Source organism: Diaphorobacter sp. C33 (assembly GCF_030503915.1).
Classification (GTDB): domain Bacteria; phylum Pseudomonadota; class Gammaproteobacteria; order Burkholderiales; family Burkholderiaceae_C; genus Diaphorobacter; species Diaphorobacter nitroreducens.
In genome coordinates, this window is the sequence record NZ_CP129980.1 from 750,766 (window position 1) to 773,966 (window position 23,201).

Here is a 23,201-nt window from a genome sequence, read left to right on the forward strand (position 1 = left end):
TCTTATATAAGACATAAGAGATTGATGTGGTCTTATAGAAGACTTAAAGTTGTGTCCAAGGGTCCCGGGAGCGGTACCCGCCCATTCCTTCATCTCTTGGAGAGCAACATGCCAGATTCCCTGAACGCACAACTGAGCCGTGAGCAGCAAATCGCAGCCCTGGAAAAGGACTGGGCCCAGAATCCCCGCTGGAAGAGCGTGAAGCGCGGCTACACAGCCGCCGATGTGGTGCGTCTGCGCGGCAGCCTCCAGCCCGAATACACGCTGGCCAAGCGTGGCGCAGAGAAGCTGTGGGACAAGATCAATGGCGGCGCCAAGAAGGGCTATGTGAATGCCTTCGGTGCCATCAGCGCCGGCCAAGCCATGCAGCAAGCCAAGGCGGGCCTGGAAGCCGTGTACCTGTCGGGCTGGCAGGTGGCCGCTGACGGCAACACCAGCGAGACCATGTACCCCGACCAGTCGCTGTATGCCTATGACTCGGTGCCCACGATGGTGCGCCGCATCAACAACACCTTCAAGCGTGCTGACGAGATCCAGTGGGGCCGCGGTATCAATCCCGGCGACAAGGAATTCATCGACTACTTCCTGCCCATCGTGGCCGACGCCGAAGCCGGCTTCGGCGGCGTGCTGAACGCCTTCGAACTGATGAAGAACATGATTGCCGCTGGCGCGGCCGGCGTGCACTTCGAAGACCAACTGGCTGCCGTGAAGAAGTGCGGGCACATGGGCGGCAAGGTCCTCGTGCCCACACAGGAAGCCATCGAAAAGCTGATCGCTGCCCGTTTCGCTGCCGACGTGATGGGCGTGCCCACCATCGTGCTGGCCCGCACCGATGCCGAGGCCGCCAACCTGATCACCAGCGACCACGACGCCAACGACAAGCCGTTCTTGACGGGCGAGCGTACGCAGGAAGGCTTCTATCGCGTGAAGAATGGTCTGGAGCAAGCCATCAGCCGCGGTGTGGCCTACGCCCCCTACGCCGACCTGGTGTGGTGCGAGACCGGCACGCCCGACCTGGGTTTTGCCCGCGAGTTCGCCCAGGCCGTGCATGCGAAGTGCCCCGGCAAGCTGCTGTCGTACAACTGCTCGCCGTCCTTCAACTGGAAGAAGAACCTGGACGAGAAGACCATCGCCAAGTTCCAGGACGAGCTGTCCGCACTCGGCTACAAGTACCAGTTCATCACGCTGGCCGGCATCCACATCAACTGGTACAACACGTTCCAGTTCGCCCATGCTTATGCCCGCGGCGAAGGCATGAAGCACTACGTGAACATGGTGCAGGAGCCCGAGTTCGCCGCACGTGAGCAGGGCTACACCTTCGTGTCGCACCAGCAGGAGGTGGGCGCAGGCTATTTCGACGACGTGACCACCGTGATCCAGGGTGGTTCTTCGAGCGTGAAGGCGCTGACCGGCTCCACCGAAGAAGAGCAGTTCCACTGATCTTCTTGGTTGATGCGAGAAGCCCGGGGCCCCCGCCTCGGGCTTTTCTATTGCTGCAGGGTAAAATGCCACATCTGTTCACCAACAAGGGCGAGAAAGGCAATCTGGTTATGACACCGCGAACTACGACGGAGATCTGTTCCAGCCGCTGAGGCTGGCCGTTCGCGCCTGCAAGAGATTTCTCTCGCCCCCATAAAAGCGCGGACCTGTACCGCGCTTTTTGCTTTCTGAACCTCAGTCAAGCGCGGCTCACCTACCGAAAAGACTCGATAAGGATTTCCATGATTCACATTACGCTTCCCGACGGTTCCCAGCGAGAGTTTGCTGGTCCCGTGACTGTGGCGGAGGTGGCTGCCTCCATCGGTTCGGGCCTGGCCAAAGCGGCGCTCGCCGGCAAGATCGGGGACAAGGTGGTGGATACCAGCTACCGGATCACGCAAGACAGCCCGCTGTCCATCGTGACGGCCAAGGATGCCGACGGCCTGGAGGTGATCCGCCACTCCACGGCCCACCTGCTGGCCTATGCGGTCAAGGAACTGTTTCCCGATGCGCAGGTGACCATCGGGCCGGTGATCGAAAACGGCTTCTACTACGACTTCTCGTACAAGCGTCCGTTTACGCCGGAAGACTTGGCCGCCATTGAAAAGCGCATGGCGGAACTGGCTGCGAAGGATGAACCAGTGGTGCGCCGTGTATTGCCTCGGGACGAGGCGGTGGCGTACTTCAAGGGCCTGGGCGAACACTACAAGGCCGAGATCATTGCCAGCATCCCGACGAATGAGGACGTGAGCCTGTACCGCGAGGGCGGCTTTGAAGACCTGTGCCGTGGCCCCCACGTACCCAGCACCGGCAAGCTCAAGTTCTTCAAACTCATGAAGGTGGCGGGCGCCTATTGGCGCGGCGACCACCGCAACGAGATGCTCCAGCGCGTCTATGGCACGGCATGGGCCACGAAGGAAGAACTGCAGCAGTACCTGCACATGCTGGAAGAGGCCGAGAAGCGCGACCATCGCAAGCTGGGCCGTGAGCTTGACCTGTTCCACATCGACGAGCATTCGCCTGGTACCGTGTTCTGGCACCCCAAGGGCTGGACGCTGTGGCAGGAGGTGGAGCAGTACATGCGCCGCGTGTACCGCGACAACGGCTACCAGGAGGTCAAGGGCCCGCAGATCCTGGACAAGACGCTGTGGGAGAAAACGGGACACTGGGACAAGTACCGCGACAACATGTTCACCACTGAGAGTGAGAAGCGCGACTACGCTCTCAAGCCGATGAACTGCCCGGGCCATATCCTGATCTTCAAGCAGGGCATCAAGAGCTACCGCGACCTGCCGCTGCGCTACGGCGAGTTCGGCCAGTGCCACCGCAACGAGCCCACGGGTGGCCTGCACGGCATCATGCGCGTGCGCGGTTTCACGCAGGACGATGGTCACATCTTCTGCACGGAAGACCATATCCTGACCGAATGCACGGCTTACACAGCGTTGCTGCAAAAGGTCTACAAGGACTTCGGCTTCCACAACATCATCTACAAGGTGGCCACGCGCCCCGAGGCACGCATCGGTTCCGACGAGAGCTGGGACAAGGCCGAGCATGCGCTGATGGAAAGCCTGCGCGCGTCGGGTTGCGAATTCGAGATCGCTCCCGGCGATGGCGCCTTCTATGGCCCGAAGATCGAGTACACGCTCAAGGACGCGATCGGACGGCAGTGGCAGTGCGGCACCATGCAGGTGGACTTCTCGATGCCCGAGCGGCTGGATGCAGAGTACGTGGGCGAGGATGGCGGGCGCCATCGGCCGGTGATGCTGCACCGCGCCATCGTGGGCAGCCTGGAGCGCTTCATCGGCATCCTGATCGAAGAACACGCCGGGGCCTTGCCCGTATGGCTTGCGCCCGTACAGGTGGCGGTGCTCAATATCACCGATGCACAGTCCGATTACTGTCGTGAAATCGCCGCAAAGCTGCAAAAAGCGTTGCCGAATCAAGGCCTTAGGGTGGTGACTGATCTGCGTAACGAGAAGATTACGTATAAAATACGGGAGCATTCGCTGCAAAAGCTGCCCTACATCCTCGTCGCCGGCGACAAGGAAAAGGCTGCAGGGGCTGTGGCAGTGCGTGCCCGGGGTAACAAAGACCTCGGCGTGATGTCCCTCGACGCATTCGTCGATCTGATCGCGCAGGACATTGCCTCCAAAGTCTGAATCATCGCTTGAAGCGCATCCCTGGTGCGTAAGCTGCTACGCTTTTCGTAGCTTTTTAATTGAAGGTGAGAGCCATCGCTACCGAATTTCGTGACCGTCGCCAGCGCGAGGAGCGCAAGCATCGACTGAACCGTGAAATCATGGCGCCTGAAGTGCGCCTGTCCGGTCCGGACAACGAGCCCCTGGGCATCGTCAGCCTGCAAGAGGCCCTGCGCATGGCGGGCGAGCTGGATGTTGACTTGGTTGAAATTGCAGCCACGGCTAATCCCCCGGTCTGCCGCCTGATGGACTATGGCAAGTTCAAGTATCAGGAGCAGAAGAAGGCGGCCGAAGCCAAGGCCAAGCAGACGGTCATCGAGATCAAGGAAGTCAAGTTCCGCCCTGGTACGGACGATGGCGACTACAACATCAAGCTGCGCAACATCCGCCGTTTTCTGGCGGAGGGCGATAAGTGCAAGATCACGCTGCGCTTCCGTGGCCGCGAGATCACGCACCAGGAGCTGGGCCTGGCATTGCTCAACCGCTTGAGGGATGACCTGGGCGACACCATTTTGGTGGAGCAGTTTCCCAAGCTGGAAGGTCGCCAAATGATCATGATGATCGCGCCGGCCCGCAAGAAGCCGGCAGGTAAACCTGCCGCCGAAAGCGCTCCCGCCGCTGGCGACAACGCTGCGTAAGCAAGGAGATTTGGCGGGCGCCCCCTAAGAAAGGGTGCCGGCCGATAGGCGGCATGCAAGTGCCGCCGCACGGCGCGCCGCAAGGCGCGTCGTTTGAAAAAGTGGCTCGGGGCCAACAAGGTTGCACAGCGGTGTGCAAACGCCTCACGAGCACAACCAACAGGAGCATTCACATGCCCAAGATGAAGACCAAGAGCAGCGCGAAGAAGCGTTTTCGCGTTCGTCCAGGCGGTACGGTCAAGCGTGGCCAAGCTTTCAAGCGCCACATCCTGACCAAGAAGACCACGAAGAACAAGCGCCACCTGCGTGGCATTGTGAACGTGCATGAAGGCGATATGGGTTCCATCGCAAAGATGCTGCCCTCCGCTGGCCTGTAATCAACTGACGAACAAGGAGAAAACACATGCCTCGCGTCAAACGTGGTGTAACGGCCCGCGCCCGTCACAAGAAGGTCCTCGCCCTTGCCAAGGGCTTCCGTGGTCGCCGCGGTAACGTCTTCCGCATCGCCAAGCAGGCGGTGATGAAGGCGGGGCAATATGCCTACCGTGACCGCCGCACCAAGAAGCGCGTGTTCCGCCAGTTGTGGATCGCCCGTATCAACGCCGCTGCCCGTGAACTGGGCCTGACCTACAGCCAGTTCGCCAACGGCCTGAAGAAGGCATCCATCGAGATCGACCGCAAGATGCTGGCCGACCTCGCGGTGCATGACAAGGCTGCCTTTGGCAGCATCGTGGAGCAAGTCAAGGCCAAGCTGGCTGCTTGAGTTCACGATTGGTAGCTATAAATTTTATAGCTACTAGCGCGCAAACAACAAGGGCTAGGGCTTGAAAAGGCACTAGCCCTTGTTTCTTTTTCAAGAGTCGATATGAACGAGTTGGATTCCTTGGTGACGAACGCGCGCGAGTCGTTCGCGCGTTCCGCAACCCCTGCCGAACTGGAGAACGCCAAGGCGCAGTTCCTGGGCAAGTCAGGCCGCGTGACCGAGCTCATGAAGGGCATGGCGCAACTCTCGCCCGAGGAGAAGAAAACCCGCGGCGCCGCCATCAACGTGGCCAAGCAGGCCGTGGAGGCAGCCCTCGCCGCACGCCGCCAGGAGCTGGCGGACGCCGAGCTGCAGGCACAGCTCAAGGCCGAGGCGCTGGATGTGACGCTGCCGGGCCGCCAGCGCGGCCGCGGCGGTCTGCATCCCGTGTCGTTGACGCTGGAGCGCATCGAGCGGATCTTCGGTTCGATGGGCTTCGAGGTGGCGGACGGCCCTGAGATCGAGACCGACTGGTTCAACTTCACGGCGCTGAACACGCCCGAGGACCACCCCGCCCGGTCCATGCACGACACCTTCTACGTGGAAGGCGGCACACCCGAAGCCCCCAACCTGCTGCGCACGCACACCAGCCCGATGCAGGTGCGCTACGCCGTGCAGCATGTGAAGAAACACCGTGGCCTGATCGACGCCGGCCAGGCCATGCCCGAGATCCGCGTGATCGCTCCGGGCCGCACCTACCGCGTGGACTCCGACGCCACGCACTCGCCCATGTTCCATCAATGTGAAGGCCTGTGGATCGGCGAGAACGTGAGCTTCAAGGACCTGAAGGTCGTGTTCACGGACTTCTGCAAGACCTTCTTTGAAAGCGACGACCTGGTGCTGCGCTTTCGCCCCAGCTTCTTCCCTTTCACCGAGCCCAGCGCCGAGATCGATATCCAGTTCCAGTCGGGCCCGTTGGCCGGCAAGTGGCTGGAGGTGGCGGGCTCCGGCCAGGTGCACCCCAACGTGGTGCGCAACATGGGGCTGGACCCCGAACGCTTCATCGGCTTTGCCTTCGGCATGGGGCCGGACCGACTGACCATGCTGCGCTACGGCGTGAACGACCTGCGCCTGTTCTTCGACGGCGACATCCGTTTCCTGTCGCAGTTCCAGTAATGCAAAAAAGTGAGCTGCCAGCGCTTGTTAAGCCTACTCTTCAATATGTTTTCATATGGAAAACAATAGGTAGCAAGCGCTAGCAGCTCTCTTTTCAAGAGCACGCCAAAGAAGTCTGACTATGCAATTCCCCGAATCCTGGTTGCGCGAGTTCTGCAACCCTCCGCTCACCACCCAAGAACTGGCCGACACCCTGACGATGGCAGGGCTGGAGGTCGAAGAGCTGCAGCCCGTCGCGCCGCCGTTCACGAAGATCGTCGTCGGCGAGATCAAGGATGCCCAGCAGCACCCCAATGCCGACCGCCTGCGCGTGTGCCAGGTGGATGTGGGGCAGGGCGAGCCGCTGACCATCGTCTGTGGCGCGCCCAATGCCCGCGTGGGCATCAAGGTGCCGTGCGCCATGGTGGGCGCGGAGCTGCCGCCCGGCGAGGATGGCAAGCCGTTCCTCATCAAGGTGGGCAAGCTGCGCGGTGTGGAGAGCTTTGGCATGCTGTGCTCGGCGCGCGAGTTGAAACTGTCGGAGGACCATGGCGGCCTGCTGGAACTACCGGCCGACGCGCCGCTGGGCCAGAACATCCGCCAGTACCTGAACCTGGACGACACGCTGTTCACGCTCAAGCTCACACCCAACCTGGCGCATTGCCTGAGTGTCTACGGCATCGCGCGCGAGGTGTCCGCGCTGACGGGCGCGCCGCTGAAGGCGCCGCAGTTCCCCACCATGACCACCGCGATCGATGACCGCTTGCCCGTGCGCGTGAGCGCGCCTGACCTGTGCGGGCGCTTCTCCGGCCGCGTCGTGCGCAACGTCAATACCCAGGCCGCCACGCCGCAGTGGATGGTGGACCGCCTGGCGCGCTGCGGCCAGCGCAGTGTCTCGCCGCTGGTGGACATCTCCAACTACGTGATGTTCGAGTTCGGCCGCCCGTCGCACATCTTCGACCTGGACAAGATCCATGGCGGCCTGGAAGTGCGCTGGGGCAAGGCCGGCGAACAACTCAAGCTGCTCAACGGTAACACCGTCACCGTCGATGAGAAGGTGGGCGTGATCGCCGACGAGCGCGAGGTGGAGTCGCTTGCCGGCATCATGGGTGGTGACGCCACGGCTGTGTCGGATGACACGCGCAACATCTACGTCGAGGCGGCCTTCTGGTGGCCAGAGGCCGTAGCCGGCCGCTCGCGCCGCTACAACTTCTCCACCGACGCCGGCCATCGCTTCGAGCGCGGCGTGGATCCCGAGCTGACCGTGGAGCACATCGAGCGCATCACGCAGCTGATCGTCGATATTTGCGGTACGCCAGAGACGGCATGCGCTCCCATTGATGATCAGCGCGTCAACATGCCCGCGCAAACACCGGTGCGCATGCGCATCGCGCGTGCGGCCAAGGTGATCGGCATGCCGCTCACGCAGGCGCAGTGCGTGGATGCGCTGAGGCGCCTGGGCCTGCCGCTGCAGGAGGAAGAGGGTGCCGTGACGGTCACGCCACCGTCATTTCGCTTCGACCTGCGCCTGGAGGAAGACCTGATCGAGGAAGTGGCGCGCGTGGTGGGCTACAACAACCTGCCCACCACCCCGCCGCTGGCGCCGATCACGCCCAAGCTGCGCGCAGAATCGCGCCGCAGCAGCTTCGCGGTGCGCCGTGAACTGGCGGCATTGGGCTACCAGGAGACCATCAACTTCAGCTTTGTCGAAGAGCATTGGGAAAAGGAACTGGCCGGCAACGCCGCGCCGATCAAGCTGCTCAACCCCATCGCCAGCCACCTGAGCGTCATGCGCTCGTCGCTGCTGGGCTCTTTGCTGCAGGTGCTCAAGTTCAACCTGGACCGCAAGGCCGGCCGCGTGCGCGTGTTCGAGTTGGGGCGGGTGTTCCTGCGTGATGCGAGCGTGCAGAACACCGACCGCACGGTGGAAGGCTTCGCGCAGCCGATGCGGGTCGCGGGCCTGGCCTATGGTGCGGCCGATGCGCTGCAGTGGGGCCGCAAGGACAAGGCAGTGGACTTCTACGATGCCAAGGGTGATGTGGAAGCGCTGCTCGCGCCGCTGCGCCCCACGTTCGAGCCAGCAGCGCATCCGGCACTGCACCCGGGCCGCTGCGCGCGCGTGCTGCTGGAGGGTCACCCCATCGGCTTTGTGGGCGAATTGCATCCGCAATGGCGCCAGTCCTGGGACCTGCCGGCTGCGCCGATGATGTTTGAACTGGAGCTGGACGCCGTGCTGCAGCGCAAGGTGCCGGGCTTTCGCCCCGTGGCCAAGCGCCAGCTGGTGGAGCGGGACATTGCCGTGGTTGTGGCCGAGCGGGTCTCGCACGATGAGGTGATGCGTGCCATTGGCGGTGCACTGGCAGGCGATCTGCTGCGCTCCGCGGTGCTGTTCGATGTCTTCCGGCCCCAGCCGCAGCGTGCGGGCGAGGCCGTGCCAGCGGGCGCTCTGGCGCAGGGCGAGAAGAGCCTGGCCATTCGCCTGACGCTGGGCAGCGACGCCGCCGCGTTGACGGACGCTGAGATCGAAGCCGCAGTGCAATCGGTGCTGCAGGCGCTGGGTACCCACACAGGAGCGAGGTTGCGATGACTCTGGGGATGGAGCCGGGGCCGGTGGAGTTCGCCGTAGAAAGCCTGGAATCGCCTGCGCTGACCAAAGCGCAGCTGGCGGATTTGTTGTTCGAGCACATCGGCCTGAACAAGCGCGAGTCCAAGGACATGGTGGACGCCTTCTTCGACCTGATCGTGCAAAGCCTGGTCGACGGCCAGGACGTGAAGCTGTCAGGGTTTGGCAACTTCCAGATCCGCACCAAGGCGCCGCGTCCGGGGCGTAACCCGCGCACTGGCGAAGCCATCCCCATCAAGGCGCGACGCGTGGTGACCTTTCATGCCAGCACCAAACTCAAGGAGCAGATCCAGGGACAGGACAAAGCTTGAAGTAGTTGACCCGAACCGGTGTTTTTGGCCCAGAGATCCTGGCCGTCGGTAAGGGGCTGCAGTACGCTCCACAGTCTTGCCCGTTTTTTGCGCCATTCCCATGAGCACCTTGCTGCCACCCATTCCGGCCAAACGCTATTTCACGATTGGTGAAGTGGCGGAGCTCTGTGGCGTCAAACCCCATGTCCTGCGCTACTGGGAACAGGAATTCACGCAGTTGCGTCCCATGAAGCGGCGCGGCAACCGGCGCTATTACCAGCACCATGAGGTGCTGATGATCCGCCGCATTCGCGACCTGCTGTATGACCAAGGCTTCACCATCAGCGGTGCGCGCAACCGGCTGCAGGAGCTGGCCCATGCGGACAAGGCCCTGCGCGATGGTGGTGCGCCGCATGCGGACGGCCTGGAAGCGGCTGTACCTGCGCAGGGTGCGAATGAGGGGATGAGCGTCGCGCAGGCGATTCCTTTGAACGCGGCGACCCTGCGAAAAGAATTGGAAGAAATTCGCGCACTTCTTCTTACGGTCTGATTTTTCGGTATAGAATTCAAGTCTTGTCGGCGTGTAGCGCAGCCTGGTAGCGCACTTGCATGGGGTGCAAGGGGTCGCGAGTTCGAATCCCGCCACGCCGACCATTTATCCCAAAGGGACCACCGTGAAAACGGTGGTCCCTTTCTTCTTTGGCCCGCTTGGATCCTTGGCGGGACCAATGTCCTGTGCGCAGTGAGCATGCGCCTCTCGCGCTACAATGAGAGGCTTTCCCGCAAACAAGTCGCCCGGCCGCATCCAAAGCAATTTTCAACAAGCAGTAGCCTTCAGGAACATCGCCGTTCCTGCGGCTCCCGGGCGACCCGTAAACCATCGGAGAACCCAGTGCTTTTGTCTCTCAAGGGAACCTTCCCGCCCGCCATCCTGGCGCTCGCAGACGGCACGGTCTTTATCGGTAACTCGATCGGTGCCGCCGGCACCACGGTCGGCGAAGTGGTCTTCAATACCGCCATCACCGGCTACCAGGAAATTCTCACGGACCCCAGCTACTGCCAGCAGATCGTCACCCTGACGTATCCGCACATCGGCAACTACGGCGTCAACGCAGAGGATATCGAGGCTGAAAAAGTCCACGCCGCAGGCCTCATCATCAAGGACCTGCCGCTGCTGGCCAGCAACTTCCGCATGACCGAGACGCTGCCCGAGTACCTCGTGCGTGCCAAGACGGTAGCCATCGCCAACATCGACACCCGCAAACTGACCCGCCTGCTGCGCACCCGGGGCGCGCAAAATGGCGCCATCGTCGGCTTGGCGGCTGGCGAGGCCGTGACCCAGGCGCGCATCGACGAAGCCGTGGCCGCGGCGAAGGCGGCGCCCAACATGAACGGGCTGGATCTGGCCAAGGTCGTGACCACGCGTGCCGCGTACGCCTGGGACCAGACTGAGTGGAAGCTGGGCGAAGGCTACGGCACGCAGACGGCCCCGCGCTTTCACGTCGTGGCCTATGACTATGGTGTGAAGCTGAACATCCTGCGCATGCTGGCCGAACGCGGCTGCAGGCTCACCGTGGTGCCCGCGCAGACCCCGGCGGCAGAGGTGCTGGCCATGAATCCCGATGGCGTGTTCCTGTCCAACGGCCCGGGCGACCCGGCGGCCTGCGACTACGCGATCACGGCAGTCAAGCAGATCATCGACAGCGGCGTGCCTACCTTCGGCATCTGCCTGGGCCACCAGATCATGGCGCTGGCCAGTGGCGCCAGGACTTTCAAAATGGACAACAGCCACCATGGCGCAAACCACCCTGTGAAGGACTTGGACAGCGGCCGGGTAAGCATCACCAGCCAGAACCACGGTTTCGCGGTGGACATGGCATCGCTGCCGGCCACCTTGCGCGCCACGCACATCAGCCTGTTCGACGGCACGCTGCAGGGCCTGGAACACAAGGACAAGCCGGCCTTCTGTTTCCAGGGGCACCCCGAGGCGTCACCCGGTCCGCACGACATTGCCTACCTGTTCGACCGCTTCACCACTCTGATGCAGGCCGCCAAGGCCCAGTAAGCCCAAAAGGAAACCGGCGCCATGAAACTCTTCAGCTTCCCGGCTGCAGCGCTTGAGAAAGCCATTCACAAGCGCGTGCTGACATTGCCTCCAATGCACCGCGAGTGGTTCACCGAACGCTGGCAGCAAAAGCCCTACAAGAAGTCGTTCGTCGAGAACAAGGCCATGCCCCTGGTCACGCTGATCGCCAAGGGCAAGACCTGGGACGATGCGACCTTCGCAGAGGCCATGCAGGAGTGGGACGTGACGTTCTACGAGGCAGAAGCCGAAGTGTTGCGACCCCTGGTTCAGGGCGACGGCCTGCTGCAGCTGATGCAAAAGAACCTCCCCGCCGAGCGGGCCCAGGCGCTGCTGGACAGGCTGAATACGCGGCGCCCCGCAGCGGTGTCTGCCGCCCCAGCCTCCGCCCCAGCGACCGATTGACAGACATACCATGCCAAAACGCACAGACATCAAAAGCATCCTCATCATCGGCGCCGGCCCGATCATCATCGGCCAGGCCTGCGAGTTCGACTACTCGGGCGTGCAGGCCTGCAAGGCGCTGCGCGAGGAGGGCTACAAGGTCATCCTGATCAACAGCAACCCCGCGACGATCATGACCGACCCGGCCACGGCCGACGTCACCTACATCGAGCCCATCACCTGGCAGACGGTCGAGAAGATCATCGCCAAGGAGCGCCCCGACGCCATCCTGCCGACCATGGGCGGCCAGACCGCGCTGAACTGCGCGCTGGACCTGTGGCGCAACGGCGTGCTGCACAAATACAAGGTCGAACTGATCGGCGCGACGCCCGAGGCCATCGACAAGGCCGAAGACCGCCTGAAGTTCAAGGATGCGATGACCCGCATTGGCCTTGGGTCGGCGCGCTCCGGCATCGCCCACAGCATGGACGAGGCCTGGGCCGTGCAGAAGAACGTGGGCTTCCCCACCGTCATCCGACCCAGCTTCACGCTGGGCGGCACGGGCGGCGGGATCGCCTACAACCCGGAAGAATTCGAAACCATCTGCAAGCGTGGCCTGGAAGCCTCGCCCACCAACGAGCTGCTGATCGAAGAGTCGCTGCTCGGCTGGAAGGAGTACGAGATGGAGGTCGTGCGCGACAAGGCGGACAACTGCATCATCGTGTGCTCGATCGAGAACCTCGACCCCATGGGCGTGCACACGGGCGACTCGATCACCGTGGCACCCGCGCAGACGCTGACCGACAAGGAATACCAGATCATGCGCAACGCCAGCCTGGCAGTGCTGCGCGAGATCGGTGTAGACACGGGCGGCTCCAACGTGCAGTTCTCGGTGAACCCGAAGGACGGCCGCATGATCGTGATCGAGATGAACCCTCGCGTGTCGCGTTCGTCGGCGCTGGCCTCCAAGGCCACGGGCTTCCCGATCGCCAAGGTCGCTGCCAAGCTGGCCGTGGGCTATACGCTCGATGAACTGAAGAACGAGATCACCGGCGGCGCCACACCTGCGTCGTTCGAGCCCTCCATCGACTACGTCGTCACCAAGATCCCGCGTTTTGCGTTCGAGAAATTCCCAGCGGCCGACAGCCGCCTGACCACGCAGATGAAGTCCGTAGGCGAGGTGATGGCCATGGGCCGCACTTTCCAGGAGTCCTTCCAGAAGGCGTTGCGCGGCCTGGAGGTGGGCGTGGATGGCATGAATGAGAAGACCCAGGACCGCGAGCTGCTCGAGAAGGAGCTGGGCGAGCCGGGACCTGAGCGTATCTGGTACGTGGGTGACGCGTTCGCCATGGGCCTGTCGGTGGACGAGGTGCATGACCTCACCAAAATCGACAAGTGGTTCCTCGTGCAGATCGAGGAGATCGTGAAGATCGAACTCGACCTGGACCAACTCACGGCCGAGAAGGGCGATGGCGCGCTGGCCTCGCTGGATGCGGACACGTTGCGCGCCCTCAAGAAGAAGGGCTTCTCCGACCGCCGCCTGGCCAAGCTGCTCAAAACCAACGAGAAGGCTGTGCGTGAAGCGCGCCATGCGTTGAATGTGCGCCCGGTGTACAAGCGCGTGGATACCTGCGCCGCCGAATTCGCCACCAATACCGCCTACATGTATTCGACCTATGAGGACGAATGCGAAGCCGAGCCCACCAAGAAGAAGAAGATCATGGTGCTGGGTGGCGGCCCCAACCGCATCGGCCAGGGCATCGAGTTCGACTACTGTTGCGTGCATGCGGCCCTCGCCATGCGCGAGGACGGGTACGAGACCATCATGGTCAACTGCAACCCCGAGACTGTCTCGACCGACTATGACACGTCGGATCGCCTGTACTTCGAACCTCTGACGCTGGAAGACGTGCTGGAGATCGTGGACAAGGAAAAGCCCGAGGGCGTGATCGTGCAGTACGGCGGCCAGACGCCATTGAAGCTGGCACTGGGCCTGGAGGCCGCTGGCGTGCCGATCATTGGCACCACCCCCGACATGATCGACGCCGCCGAGGACCGCGAGCGTTTCCAGAAGCTGCTGGGCGACCTGGGCCTGCGCCAGCCGCCCAATGCCACCGCGCGTACCGAACCCGAGGCGCTGGAGAAGGCCGCTGCCCTGGGCTACCCGCTGGTGGTGCGCCCCAGCTACGTGCTGGGCGGCCGTGCCATGGAGATCGTGCATGAGCAGCGCGACCTGGAACGCTACATGCGCGAAGCCGTCAAGGTAAGCAACGATTCGCCCGTGCTGCTGGATCGCTTCCTCTCCAATGCCATCGAATGCGATGTGGATTGTGTGCGCGATGCCTCCGGTGCCGTGTTCATCGGCGGCGTGATGGAGCACATCGAACAGGCTGGCGTGCACTCGGGCGACTCCGCCTGTTCGCTGCCGCCGTACTACCTGAAGGCCGAGACGGTGGCCGAGATCAAGCGCCAGACCACGGCCATGGCCCATGGCCTGAACGTGGTGGGCCTGATGAACGTGCAGTTCGCAATTCAGGAAACCGACGACGGCGATGTGATCTACGTGCTGGAAGTGAACCCGCGCGCCTCGCGCACGGTGCCGTTCGTCAGCAAGGCCACGGGCATCCAGTTGGCCAAGGTGGCGGCGCGCTGCATGGCCGGCCAGACCCTGGCCAGCCAGGGCATCACCAAAGAAGTCACGCCGCCGTACTTCAGCGTGAAGGAGGCCGTGTTCCCCTTCGTCAAGTTCCCGGGCGTGGACACCATTCTGGGCCCCGAGATGAAGTCCACCGGCGAAGTCATGGGCGTGGGCAAGACCTTTGGCGAGGCCTTCGTCAAGAGCCAACTGGGTGCGGGTACGCGCCTGCCGCGCTCGGGCAAGGTGTTCCTCACCGTGAAGAACGCCGACAAGCAGCGCGCGGTGGCGATTGCCCGCGACCTGGCGGCCATGGGCTTCGAGCTGCTGGCCACCAAGGGAACGGCCGCGGCCATCGAGGCCGCCGGCGTGCCGGTGCAGGTGGTCAACAAGGTGACCGAAGGCCGCCCGCACATCGTGGACATGATCAAGAACGACGAGATCGCCATGGTCATCAACACAGTGGAGGAGCGCCGCAACGCGATTGCCGATTCGCGCGCGATCCGCACCAGCTCGCTGCTGGCGCGCGTGACCACCTTCACGACCATCTTCGGCGCCGAGGCGGCCGTGGAAGGCATGAAGCACCTCGACAATCTGGACGTGTATTCGGTGCAGGAACTGCACGCCCGCCTGGCGGCTGCAGCCTGAGCGCGGCACCGGGTTTTAGGGGATGACCGCCGCGGCAAACGCGGCATAATCGCCCTTGATTTGTGAGACCGCCGCGCGGCAACGCGCGGCGGTTTGCTTTTTGCATCTGGAATCTGGAGACTGACCCATGGCCACCATTCCCATCACCAAGCGCGGCGCAGAGAAACTCAAGGAGGAACTGCACCGCCTCAAGACCGTCGAGCGGCCTGCCGTGATCAGCGCCATTGCGGAGGCGCGCGCGCAGGGCGATCTCAGCGAGAACGCCGAGTACGAAGCCGCCAAGGACCGCCAGGGCTTCATCGAAGGCCGCATCATGGAGATCGAAGGCAAGCTGTCGGCGGCCCAGATCATCGACCCCTCGGCGCTGGACGCCGGCGGTCGCGTGGTCTTCGGTGCCACGGTGGAACTGGAGGACGAGGACACGGGCGACGCCGTGAAGTACCAGATCGTGGGCGAGGACGAGGCCGACTTGAAGCACGGCCTGATCAATGTTTCCAGCCCCATCGCGCGCGCGCTCATCGGCAAGGAAGAGGGCGACACGGCCGAGGTGCAGGCGCCTGGGGGCGTGCGGCGCTACGAAGTGGTGGCCGTCAGCTACATCTGAGGGTGCACGCCATGCGCGAACGCCTGCCCGTGCTGGCTGCGGCCCTGTGGTGGGGTAGCCTCTCGGCCATGGGCTTCGTGGCCGTGCCGATGCTGTTCGTCTACCTGCCCACGCCGAGTGTGGCGGGGCAGATGGCAGCCCGTTTGTTCGAGGCGCAGACTTATATTTCGATAGCGTGTTGCGCTTGTCTGTTGGTGCTTTCCAAAAGAAAACACGCGGAAACCGAGGAGCAGTGGGCGCGAGCAGCTATGGTTTTTGTGATCCTCGGCCTGCTGCTGGCCTTGCTGGTGCAATATGGCGTGGCGCCGCGCATCGTGGCGCGCCAGAACCTGCGGCTGTGGCACAGCGTGGGCAGTGCCATGTATCTGGTGCAATGGCTCTGCGCGGGCATCACGTTGTGGAAAACTGCCAGGCAAGGAGGGTGAGCGAGCATGGAATCCCAGGTCGTACGCATCGAATCCCGTGATTGGTCGGTACCGGGGACCGACGCCTGGCGCGCTGCGCTGGAGGGCGGCAAGGTGCTGTTCTTTCCCAACCTCGCCTTCGAGGTGCAGCCTGACGAGCGCGCCCTGCTGCGGCCCGACATCCGCGACCCTGGTGCGCGCAACATCAGCCTGAATGTCGACGGCAGCCTGAAGGGCGCGGTGGGCGACGCCGCCACCCAGGCGCAGTTGACGGCCATGATCACGCGCTTTCGGGCGCAGGCGCTGGGCTTGATCGAGGCGCTGCTGCCGCATTACACCTCTGCGCTGCGACTGGCCCCCACCAGCTACCGGCCGATGCAGGTGGAAAGCCGCCAGCAATCCTGGCGGGCCGACGACCGGCGGCTGCACGTGGATGCGTTCCCCTCGCGTCCCAACTATGGCGAACGCATCCTGCGCGTGTTTGCCAACGTCAACCCCGACGGGGCGCCCCGTGTGTGGCGCGTGGGTGAGCCCTTCGAAGCCATGGCGCGTAAGTTCCTGCCACGCGCCAAGCCGTATTCGGCGTGGCAGGCCAAGGTGCTGCAGGCGCTGCGTGTGACCAAGTCCTTTCGCAGCGAGTACGACCACCTGATGCTGCAACTGCACGACGGCATGAAGGGCGACTTGGAGTACCAGCGCACCAGTCCGCAGGAAACGGTGCCGTTTCCGGCGGGTTCGGTATGGGTGTGCTTTTCGGACCAGGCCACGCATGCGGTCATGTCCGGCCAATACATGCTGGAGCAGACATTGCACCTGCCCGCGTCGCATGCGTATGACCGGGAAGCGAGCCCTTTGGCGATCCTCACGCGATTGACGGGCCGGCCGTTGCACGGCGTTCCGACGGCCTAACCGGCGCCTCGGCGCTGACTGTTTTTGTCCGCCCCGCTTCGTGGCGGGGCGACCTCGTCATTCGTGCCAGTGGCGCGCCACCCAGCGTGCGGGCTGGATGTGGTGAAAGCGCTTGTTGCGCCGTCCCTCCAGCGCATCCGGCGGATTGCATTCGCCGTGGAAGATCATGATGCGTGCGCCTTCGGGCACGAAGGGCTCGCGCCAGTAGTTGCTCGGCCACGCGGGAATGCCGTCGTACTTGAAGCTCGGGCACCAGCCTTCAGGCCAGTACGACAGCTTGCCCTGGGCATGCAGGAAGCGTGACAGAAAGGCCTGCTCGTTGCGATAGTTGGCCTGCACCTCGTCCATGTGCGTGCGGAAGTACGCCAGCACATCGGCATGCGCGCCCAGTTCAAAGCGGTAGACCGAGGAGTTGCCCGTGATCCGCTGGCCAAAGCGCCAGAAACGGGGGTAGTCGTGGATGATGAGAAATTCACCCGGCTGCTCGAAGAAGGGATCCAGCCCGCCCACGATCACCACGTCGAGGTCGAGGAACAGCGCTGTGCCGCGCAGGCCGTGCAGGTCGGCCTCGAAGGTCGTGAGCTTTTTCCAGGCGCCGTCCCGCTGGCCGGGTGCCAGCTGCAGATTCAGCGGCGGGATGGGCAGGCACTGCACCTCGGGGCGTATGCCTGCATCGTCGTCCGTGAGGCAGACGAAGTTGAACTCGCCACTCAGGTGGCGGCGCACCATGGCGTAAAGACGGTTGACGTACTCGGGGCCATATTTCGTGCCCCACTTCATGCAAAGGATGTGGCGCTGGTGCTGCTGCGGTGCGTTCATGGGATCTAGGGTCAATCGGCCTGGCGTTTTTTCACCGACTTCTGCTTGGGCTTGGCACGCTTGATCTGCCCGCCAGGCGTCAAACGCTGGTTACCCAGCACACGCAGTTGCTTGACCTCGGGGCGCTGGCCGCCGCGCTTGCTGAACTTGAGTACCTTCACATCGCGGGGACCGGGCATGCGGTCTTCGTCGATGGCTTTCTCTTTCGCAGGAATGGGCCGCCACAGCACCAGCAGCTTGCCGATATGCTGGATGGGTGCGGCGTTCAGCGCATCGGCCAGTTGCTGATACATCTCTTCGCGTGCGGCGCGGTCGTCGTTGAAGACGCGCACCTTGATGAGGCCATGGGCCTTGAGTGCGGCATCGATCTCCTTTTGAACGGCGGCCGTAAGTCCGTCGCCACCGATCAGGACCACGGGGTCCAGATGGTGGGAATTGGCGCGGTGTTCCCGGCGCTCGGCGGGAGTCAGTTGAATTTGAGGCATACCCGTATTATCTCAACGCCCCGGCAATGGCCGGCATACTGCTGTCCCCCGATCCGGGGCGGCGCACCGATCTATCCATGAAAGCCCAGACCAAAAGCAAGAAGGTGAACAAGGCATGGCTCCACGACCATGTCAACGACACCTACGTCAAGCTCGCCCAGAAGGAGGGCTACCGTGCGCGCGCCGCCTACAAACTCAAGGAGATCGACGAACAGCTCGGGCTGATCAAGCCCGGCCATGTGGTGGTGGATCTCGGGTCGTCTCCGGGGGCCTGGAGCCAGTATGTGCGCCGGCGGCTGTCGCCCGACGGGGCTGCCGTGGGGCAACTCAACGGCGTCATCATCGCGCTGGACATCCTGCCGATGGAGCCGATTGAAGGCGTCACCTTTTTACAGGGGGATTTTCGGGAGGAGGAGGTGCTGGCACGCTTGCAGGAGGCCGTGCAAGGGCGGCCCGTGGATGTGGTGGTGTCGGATATGGCTCCCAATCTGTCGGGCGTGGAGTCGGTGGATGCCGTGCGTATCGCGCACCTGATCGAGCTGGCGGTGGACTTTGCCGTGCACCATCTGAAGCCTGAGGGGGCACTGGTTGTGAAGCTGTTCCACGGCAGCGGTTACTCCCAACTGGTGCAACTCTTCAAGGACACCTTTCGCGTGGTCAAGCCGATGAAGCCCAAGGCCTCGCGCGACAAATCATCGGAGACCTTTCTGGTGGGCATGGGGCTCAAGCGTCAAGGTTGACCGCAGCGCCTTGACCATGGCCTGTGCCGGGGTTAATGGGCGGTGCTGGCGGGTTGAAACGCCTAAAATGAACCCCAATTGCGTTAGGACGTTTCCATGACAGTGTCGTGGCCGGCCTCCCACTTCTGAATCTGGAGTTCCGCTTGAACAATCAGTGGTTTTCAAAAGTCGCCGTCTGGCTGGTCATTGCCATGGTGCTCTTTACGGTGTTCAAACAATTTGACACCCGTGCGGGCGCGGGCGCCGGAACCATCGGCTATTCGGAATTCCTGGAAGAGGTGCGCAGCAACCGCATTAAGAGCGCGACCATCCAGGAAGGGCAGGGCGGCACCGAGATCGTGGCGATCACCAATGATGACCGCCGCATCCGCACCACGGCCACCTACCTCGACCGCGGCCTCGTGGGCGACCTGATCAACAACAACGTCAAGTTCGACGTCAAACCGCGCGAGGAAGGCTCGCTGCTCATGACCCTGCTGGTCAGCTGGGGCCCCATGCTGCTGCTGATCGGCGTGTGGGTGTACTTCATGCGCCAGATGCAGGGCGGCGGCAAGGGCGGCGCGTTCAGCTTCGGCAAATCGAAGGCGCGCATGCTGGACGAGAACAACAACACCGTCACCTTCGCGGACGTGGCGGGCTGCGACGAGGCCAAGGAAGAGGTGAAGGAAGTCGTCGACTTCCTGAAAGACCCGCAGAAATTCCAGAAATTGGGCGGCCGCATTCCGCGCGGCTTGTTGCTGGTCGGCCCACCCGGCACCGGCAAGACGCTGCTGGCCAAGTCCATCGCGGGTGAAGCCAAGGTGCCGTTCTTCAGCATCTCGGGCTCCGACTTCGTGGAAATGTTCGTCGGCGTGGGTGCGGCGCGTGTGCGCGACATGTTCGAGAACGCGAAGAAGAACGCCCCCTGCATCATCTTCATCGATGAGATCGATGCCGTGGGTCGCCAGCGCGGCGCCGGCCTGGGGGGTGGCAATGACGAGCGCGAGCAGACGCTGAACCAGATGCTGGTCGAGATGGATGGCTTCGAGACCAACCTGGGCGTGATCGTCGTGGCTGCGACCAACCGTCCCGACATCCTGGACGCTGCCTTGCTGCGCCCCGGCCGTTTCGACCGCCAGGTCTATGTGACGCTGCCCGACATTCGCGGCCGCGAGCAGATCCTGGGCGTGCACATGCGCAAGATCCCGGTGGGTCAGGACGTGAACCCCGCCATCATCGCGCGCGGAACGCCTGGCATGTCCGGCGCAGATTTGGCCAACCTGTGCAACGAAGCAGCGTTGATGGCTGCACGGCGCAATGCGCGCACCGTGGAGATGCAGGACTTCGAGAAGGCCAAGGACAAGATCATCATGGGCCCCGAGCGCAAGACCATGGTCATGCCCGAGGAAGAGCGCCGCAACACGGCCTACCACGAAGCAGGCCATGCGCTGATCGGCAAGTTGCTGCCGAAGTGCGACCCGGTGCACAAGGTCACCATCATTCCGCGCGGCCGCGCGCTGGGCGTGACCATGAGCCTGCCCGAGAAGGACCGCTACTCCTACGACAAGGAGTACATGCTGAACCAGATCGCCATGCTGTTCGGCGGGCGCATTGCCGAAGAAGTGTTCATGAACCAGATGACCACGGGCGCCAGCAATGACTTCGAACGCGCCACGTCCATCGCGCGCGACATGGTGATGCGCTACGGCATGAGCGAGGCCCTGGGGCCCATGGTGTACGCGGAAAACGAAGGCGAGGTGTTCCTGGGCCGTTCGGTGACCAAGACCACCAACATCTCCGAAGAAACCATGCAGAAGGTGGATGCCGAGGTGCGTCGCATCATCGACGAGCAGTACGGATTGGCACGCCGCCTGATCGAAGAGAACCAGGACAAGATGCACGCCATGGCGAAGGCCATGCTGGAGTGGGAAACCATCGACGCCGAGCAGTTGGACGACATCATGGCCGGCCGGGCGCCTCGCCCGCCCAAGGACTGGACGCCGCGCACCCCTCCTTCGGGTGGTGATGGTTCCAGCGGCGGCACTCCGGCCGTCAAGCCGGACCCGGCGCCCTCCGCCGCCTGACAGCGGTTTGGCATGAACAACGGGGCCTCGCGCCCCGTTTTCTGTATTTCACGGCTCTCACTCACTCACGCATGCGCTGGCAAACCACACGTTTCGACGTGGACCTCACGCGTCCCCAGGTCATGGGGATCGTCAACGTCACCCCAGATTCCTTCTCAGACGGCGGCCGGCATGTCGATACGCGGGGAGCGTTGCGGCACTGCGAGCAGCTGATCAAGGATGGCGCGGATATCCTGGACATCGGCGGCGAATCCACGCGCCCGGGTAGCCCGGCGGTGCCGCTGGAGCAAGAGCTGGCCCGCGTCGTGCCGCTGGTGGCGGAGGCGGTGCGCCTGGGGGTGCCGGTCTCGGTCGACACCTACAAGCCCCAGGTCATGCAGGCGGTGCTGGACCTGGGGGCGGACATCGTCAACGACATCTGGGCGCTGCGCCAGCCAGGGGCGGCCGGGATCGTCGCCGCCCATCCGCGCTGCGGCGTGTGCCTGATGCATATGCACCGGGACCCGCAGACCATGCAGGCCACGCCCATGGAGGAAGATGTGGTGCCGTCAGTGCTCTATTTTTTGGAGCGCTCAGCGCAGGAACTGCAAGCGCTGGGCGTGGAAAAGGCCCGCATCGTACTCGACTATGGCATTGGGTTCGGCAAGACAGTCGAGCAAAATTTCACCCTGCTGGCCCGCCAGCCCGAGCTCCTGGCCTTGGGCTACCCGTTGCTGGCCGGCTGGTCGCGCAAATCGTCCATCGGTTCCGTCACTGGCCTGCCTGTGCACGAACGCATGGCACCAAGCGTTGCCGCGGCCGTGCTTGCCGTGGAGCGCGGTGCGCGGGTGGTGCGTGTGCATGACGTACGCGAGACCGTGGCGGCGCTGGCGGTGTGGAGCGCGATGCGGCAGCAGGACACCGGCGCCGCCATTTCCCAGTAATCAAGGAATTTCATGACCCGCAAGTATTTCGGCACCGATGGCATCCGCGGCACGGTGGGGCAGTCGCCCATCACCCCCGACTTCGCGCTGCGCTTGGCACATGCGGTAGGGCGTGTGCTGCGCCGCACGCAGGAGCGTCCCACGGTGCTCATCGGCAAGGACACGCGCATCTCCGGCTACATGCTGGAAAGCGCGCTGGAATCGGGCTTCAACTCGGCGGGTGTGGATGTCGTGCTGCTGGGGCCGCTGCCCACGCCGGGCGTGGCCTACCTCACGCGTGCCCAGCGTGCGAGCCTGGGCGTGGTCATCAGCGCCAGCCACAATCCCTACCCCGACAACGGCATCAAGTTCTTCAGTGCGCAAGGCACCAAGCTGCCCGACGCATGGGAAGAAGAGGTGGAAGCCGCCCTGGAGCAACCGCCCGTGTGGGCCGATTCCGCATCGCTGGGCAAGACGCGACGGCTGGATGACGCCGCCGGCCGTTACATCGAATTCTGCAAGAGCACTTTTGCCAACGACCTCACGCTGCGGGGCCTGAAGATCGTCGTGGATGCCGCACATGGCGCGGCTTATCACATCGCGCCCAAGGTGTTCCATGAACTGGGGGCCGAGGTCCTGGCGATCGGGTGCGCGCCCGATGGACTCAACATCAACCATCAAGTGGGCGCCACGCATCCGGACGCGCTGGTGCGGGCCGTGCGTGCCAACCATGCTGACTACGGCATTGCGCTGGACGGCGACGCGGACCGCGTGCAAATGGTGGATGCGGCGGGGCGGCTTTTCAACGGTGACGAACTGCTCTACGTGATGGTTGCCGCCCGGCTGGCGCGCGACGAGCATGTGCCCGGCGTAGTCGGCACCTTGATGACCAACATGGCCGTGGAAGAGGCCCTGCAGCGGCGCGGCGTGAAATTCATGCGCGCCAAGGTGGGGGACCGCTATGTGCTGGAAGAACTCCAGCGCCAGCATTGGCTGTTGGGCGGGGAGGGCTCGGGCCACCTGCTCGCGCTGGACCGGCACACCACGGGCGATGGCCTGATCAGCGCGTTGCAGGTGTTGCAGGCGTGCGTGCGCAGCGGCAAAACGCTGGCACAGCTGCTCGCGGACGTGCCGTTGTTTCCCCAGGTGTTGCTCAACGTACGCTTGAACCCGGGACAGGACTGGAAAACCAACCCTGTGCTCGCGGATGCCATCCGCGACGCAGAGGCCGAATTGGGCGCCCATGGCCGCGTGCTGGTACGCGCCAGCGGCACGGAGCCACTGTTGCGCGTGATGGTGGAGGCACGTGAGGCCGAGCAGGCGAACCGCTGCGCACAACGCATGGCAGACGCGGCGCGTGCGGGTTGATTTGCTATTGGTACTGTAGCTGCTTGCGC

The 23,201-nt window shown here is 63.4% G+C and carries 21 protein-coding genes and 1 tRNA gene; 20 read left to right on the forward strand and 2 right to left on the reverse strand.

What is annotated here, in order from left to right; all coding sequences use genetic code 11:
- The first annotated feature begins 108 nt into the window (after positions 1–108).
- The 16 genes from aceA to QY917_RS03680 all read left to right on the forward strand — a co-directional run bounded on the left by aceA (position 109) and on the right by QY917_RS03680 (position 16,795).
- Positions 109–1,440: an isocitrate lyase gene (aceA, locus tag QY917_RS03605; RefSeq protein WP_015913044.1), complete on the forward strand. Its 1,332-nt coding sequence runs from the start codon at positions 109–111 to the stop codon at positions 1,438–1,440.
- Between the two features lie 281 nt (positions 1,441–1,721).
- Positions 1,722–3,641, forward strand: coding sequence for a threonine--tRNA ligase (gene thrS, locus QY917_RS03610; protein ID WP_123676420.1), 1,920 nt, complete (start codon positions 1,722–1,724; stop codon positions 3,639–3,641).
- Between the two features lie 65 nt (positions 3,642–3,706).
- Positions 3,707–4,318, forward strand: coding sequence for a translation initiation factor IF-3 (infC, locus tag QY917_RS03615; protein WP_083766753.1), 612 nt, complete (start codon positions 3,707–3,709; stop codon positions 4,316–4,318).
- Between the two features lie 173 nt (positions 4,319–4,491).
- Complete coding sequence (gene rpmI, locus QY917_RS03620; protein ID WP_011805603.1) at positions 4,492–4,695, forward strand: 50S ribosomal protein L35; 204 nt, start codon at positions 4,492–4,494, stop codon at positions 4,693–4,695.
- Positions 4,696–4,721: 26 nt separating this feature from the next.
- Positions 4,722–5,081 carry a 50S ribosomal protein L20 gene (gene rplT, locus QY917_RS03625; RefSeq protein ID WP_005795139.1) on the forward strand — a complete coding sequence of 120 codons (360 nt, stop codon included), beginning with the start codon at positions 4,722–4,724 and terminating at the stop codon, positions 5,079–5,081.
- Between the two features lie 102 nt (positions 5,082–5,183).
- The gene (pheS, locus tag QY917_RS03630) at positions 5,184–6,236 is read left to right on the forward strand and encodes a phenylalanine--tRNA ligase subunit alpha (RefSeq protein WP_123676419.1); all 1,053 of its coding nucleotides are present in this window, start codon (positions 5,184–5,186) and stop codon (positions 6,234–6,236) included.
- Between the two features lie 121 nt (positions 6,237–6,357).
- Positions 6,358–8,802, forward strand: a complete 2,445-nt coding sequence (gene pheT, locus QY917_RS03635) for a phenylalanine--tRNA ligase subunit beta (protein WP_123676418.1) — start codon at positions 6,358–6,360, stop codon at positions 8,800–8,802.
- Positions 8,799–9,149: an integration host factor subunit alpha gene (locus QY917_RS03640; RefSeq protein WP_011805600.1), complete on the forward strand. Its 351-nt coding sequence runs from the start codon at positions 8,799–8,801 to the stop codon at positions 9,147–9,149. The genes pheT and QY917_RS03640 overlap by 4 nt, the downstream gene beginning before the upstream one ends.
- A 100-nt stretch (positions 9,150–9,249) precedes the next feature.
- Positions 9,250–9,678 (forward strand): MerR family transcriptional regulator, encoded by a 429-nt coding sequence (locus QY917_RS03645; RefSeq protein ID WP_015913049.1) that lies wholly within the window; start codon positions 9,250–9,252, stop codon positions 9,676–9,678.
- 27 nt (positions 9,679–9,705) lie between these two features.
- Positions 9,706–9,782, forward strand: a tRNA-Pro gene (locus tag QY917_RS03650).
- A 238-nt stretch (positions 9,783–10,020) separates the two neighbouring features.
- Positions 10,021–11,193 carry a glutamine-hydrolyzing carbamoyl-phosphate synthase small subunit gene (gene carA, locus QY917_RS03655; RefSeq protein WP_162844556.1) on the forward strand — a complete coding sequence of 391 codons (1,173 nt, stop codon included), beginning with the start codon at positions 10,021–10,023 and terminating at the stop codon, positions 11,191–11,193.
- A gap of 21 nt (positions 11,194–11,214) precedes the next feature.
- Entirely contained in the window at positions 11,215–11,616 is a 402-nt protein-coding gene (locus tag QY917_RS03660) for a hypothetical protein (RefSeq protein ID WP_011805597.1), read from the forward strand.
- 10 nt (positions 11,617–11,626) lie between these two features.
- Complete coding sequence (carB, locus tag QY917_RS03665) at positions 11,627–14,878, forward strand: carbamoyl-phosphate synthase large subunit (RefSeq protein WP_123676416.1); 3,252 nt, start codon at positions 11,627–11,629, stop codon at positions 14,876–14,878.
- A 127-nt stretch (positions 14,879–15,005) separates the two neighbouring features.
- A complete protein-coding gene (greA, locus tag QY917_RS03670) occupies positions 15,006–15,482 on the forward strand; it encodes a transcription elongation factor GreA (protein WP_011805595.1) in 477 nt (158 codons plus the stop codon).
- Between the two features lie 11 nt (positions 15,483–15,493).
- Positions 15,494–15,907: a DUF4149 domain-containing protein gene (locus tag QY917_RS03675; RefSeq protein ID WP_011805594.1), complete on the forward strand. Its 414-nt coding sequence runs from the start codon at positions 15,494–15,496 to the stop codon at positions 15,905–15,907.
- A 6-nt stretch (positions 15,908–15,913) separates the two neighbouring features.
- Positions 15,914–16,795, forward strand: coding sequence for a Kdo hydroxylase family protein (locus QY917_RS03680; protein ID WP_123676415.1), 882 nt, complete (start codon positions 15,914–15,916; stop codon positions 16,793–16,795).
- A 57-nt stretch (positions 16,796–16,852) separates the two neighbouring features.
- Here the strand turns inward: QY917_RS03680 and QY917_RS03685 are convergent, their stop codons facing one another.
- Both QY917_RS03685 and QY917_RS03690 read right to left on the reverse strand, forming a co-directional pair.
- The gene (locus QY917_RS03685; RefSeq protein WP_123676414.1) at positions 16,853–17,614 is read right to left on the reverse strand and encodes a glycosyltransferase; all 762 of its coding nucleotides are present in this window, start codon (positions 17,612–17,614) and stop codon (positions 16,853–16,855) included.
- Positions 17,615–17,625: 11 nt separating this feature from the next.
- Complete coding sequence (locus QY917_RS03690) at positions 17,626–18,099, reverse strand: YhbY family RNA-binding protein (RefSeq protein WP_123676413.1); 474 nt, start codon at positions 18,097–18,099, stop codon at positions 17,626–17,628.
- A 77-nt stretch (positions 18,100–18,176) separates the two neighbouring features.
- Here QY917_RS03690 and QY917_RS03695 point away from each other — a divergent pair, with 77 nt between their 5' ends.
- From QY917_RS03695 to glmM, 4 genes are all read left to right on the forward strand, one after another.
- A complete protein-coding gene (locus QY917_RS03695) occupies positions 18,177–18,839 on the forward strand; it encodes an RlmE family RNA methyltransferase (protein ID WP_015913064.1) in 663 nt (220 codons plus the stop codon).
- Positions 18,840–18,982: 143 nt separating this feature from the next.
- A complete protein-coding gene (gene ftsH, locus QY917_RS03700; RefSeq protein ID WP_123676452.1) occupies positions 18,983–20,902 on the forward strand; it encodes an ATP-dependent zinc metalloprotease FtsH in 1,920 nt (639 codons plus the stop codon).
- Positions 20,903–20,973: 71 nt separating this feature from the next.
- Positions 20,974–21,825, forward strand: coding sequence for a dihydropteroate synthase (gene folP / locus QY917_RS03705; protein ID WP_123676412.1), 852 nt, complete (start codon positions 20,974–20,976; stop codon positions 21,823–21,825).
- Positions 21,826–21,837: 12 nt separating this feature from the next.
- Entirely contained in the window at positions 21,838–23,172 is a 1,335-nt protein-coding gene (gene glmM / locus QY917_RS03710) for a phosphoglucosamine mutase (RefSeq protein ID WP_123676411.1), read from the forward strand.
- Positions 23,173–23,201: the final 29 nt, after the last annotated feature.

Excerpts from the sequence above, each read along its gene's own strand:
- aceA (WP_015913044.1), top strand. The coding sequence starts at position 109 with ATGCCAGATTCCCTGAACGCACAACTGAGCCGTGAGCAGCAAATCGCA.
- thrS (WP_123676420.1), top strand. The coding sequence starts at position 1,722 with ATGATTCACATTACGCTTCCCGACGGTTCCCAGCGAGAGTTTGCTGGT.
- rpmI (WP_011805603.1), top strand. The coding sequence starts at position 4,492 with ATGCCCAAGATGAAGACCAAGAGCAGCGCGAAGAAGCGTTTTCGCGTT.
- rplT (WP_005795139.1), top strand. The coding sequence starts at position 4,722 with ATGCCTCGCGTCAAACGTGGTGTAACGGCCCGCGCCCGTCACAAGAAG.
- pheS (WP_123676419.1), top strand. The coding sequence starts at position 5,184 with ATGAACGAGTTGGATTCCTTGGTGACGAACGCGCGCGAGTCGTTCGCG.
- pheT (WP_123676418.1), top strand. The coding sequence starts at position 6,358 with ATGCAATTCCCCGAATCCTGGTTGCGCGAGTTCTGCAACCCTCCGCTC.
- QY917_RS03640 (WP_011805600.1), top strand. The coding sequence starts at position 8,799 with ATGACTCTGGGGATGGAGCCGGGGCCGGTGGAGTTCGCCGTAGAAAGC.
- QY917_RS03645 (WP_015913049.1), top strand. The coding sequence starts at position 9,250 with ATGAGCACCTTGCTGCCACCCATTCCGGCCAAACGCTATTTCACGATT.
- QY917_RS03660 (WP_011805597.1), top strand. The coding sequence starts at position 11,215 with ATGAAACTCTTCAGCTTCCCGGCTGCAGCGCTTGAGAAAGCCATTCAC.
- carB (WP_123676416.1), top strand. The coding sequence starts at position 11,627 with ATGCCAAAACGCACAGACATCAAAAGCATCCTCATCATCGGCGCCGGC.
- greA (WP_011805595.1), top strand. The coding sequence starts at position 15,006 with ATGGCCACCATTCCCATCACCAAGCGCGGCGCAGAGAAACTCAAGGAG.
- QY917_RS03675 (WP_011805594.1), top strand. The coding sequence starts at position 15,494 with ATGCGCGAACGCCTGCCCGTGCTGGCTGCGGCCCTGTGGTGGGGTAGC.
- QY917_RS03680 (WP_123676415.1), top strand. The coding sequence starts at position 15,914 with ATGGAATCCCAGGTCGTACGCATCGAATCCCGTGATTGGTCGGTACCG.
- QY917_RS03685 (WP_123676414.1), bottom strand. The coding sequence starts at position 17,614 with ATGAACGCACCGCAGCAGCACCAGCGCCACATCCTTTGCATGAAGTGG.
- QY917_RS03690 (WP_123676413.1), bottom strand. The coding sequence starts at position 18,099 with ATGCCTCAAATTCAACTGACTCCCGCCGAGCGCCGGGAACACCGCGCC.
- QY917_RS03695 (WP_015913064.1), top strand. The coding sequence starts at position 18,177 with ATGAAAGCCCAGACCAAAAGCAAGAAGGTGAACAAGGCATGGCTCCAC.
- folP (WP_123676412.1), top strand. The coding sequence starts at position 20,974 with ATGCGCTGGCAAACCACACGTTTCGACGTGGACCTCACGCGTCCCCAG.
- glmM (WP_123676411.1), top strand. The coding sequence starts at position 21,838 with ATGACCCGCAAGTATTTCGGCACCGATGGCATCCGCGGCACGGTGGGG.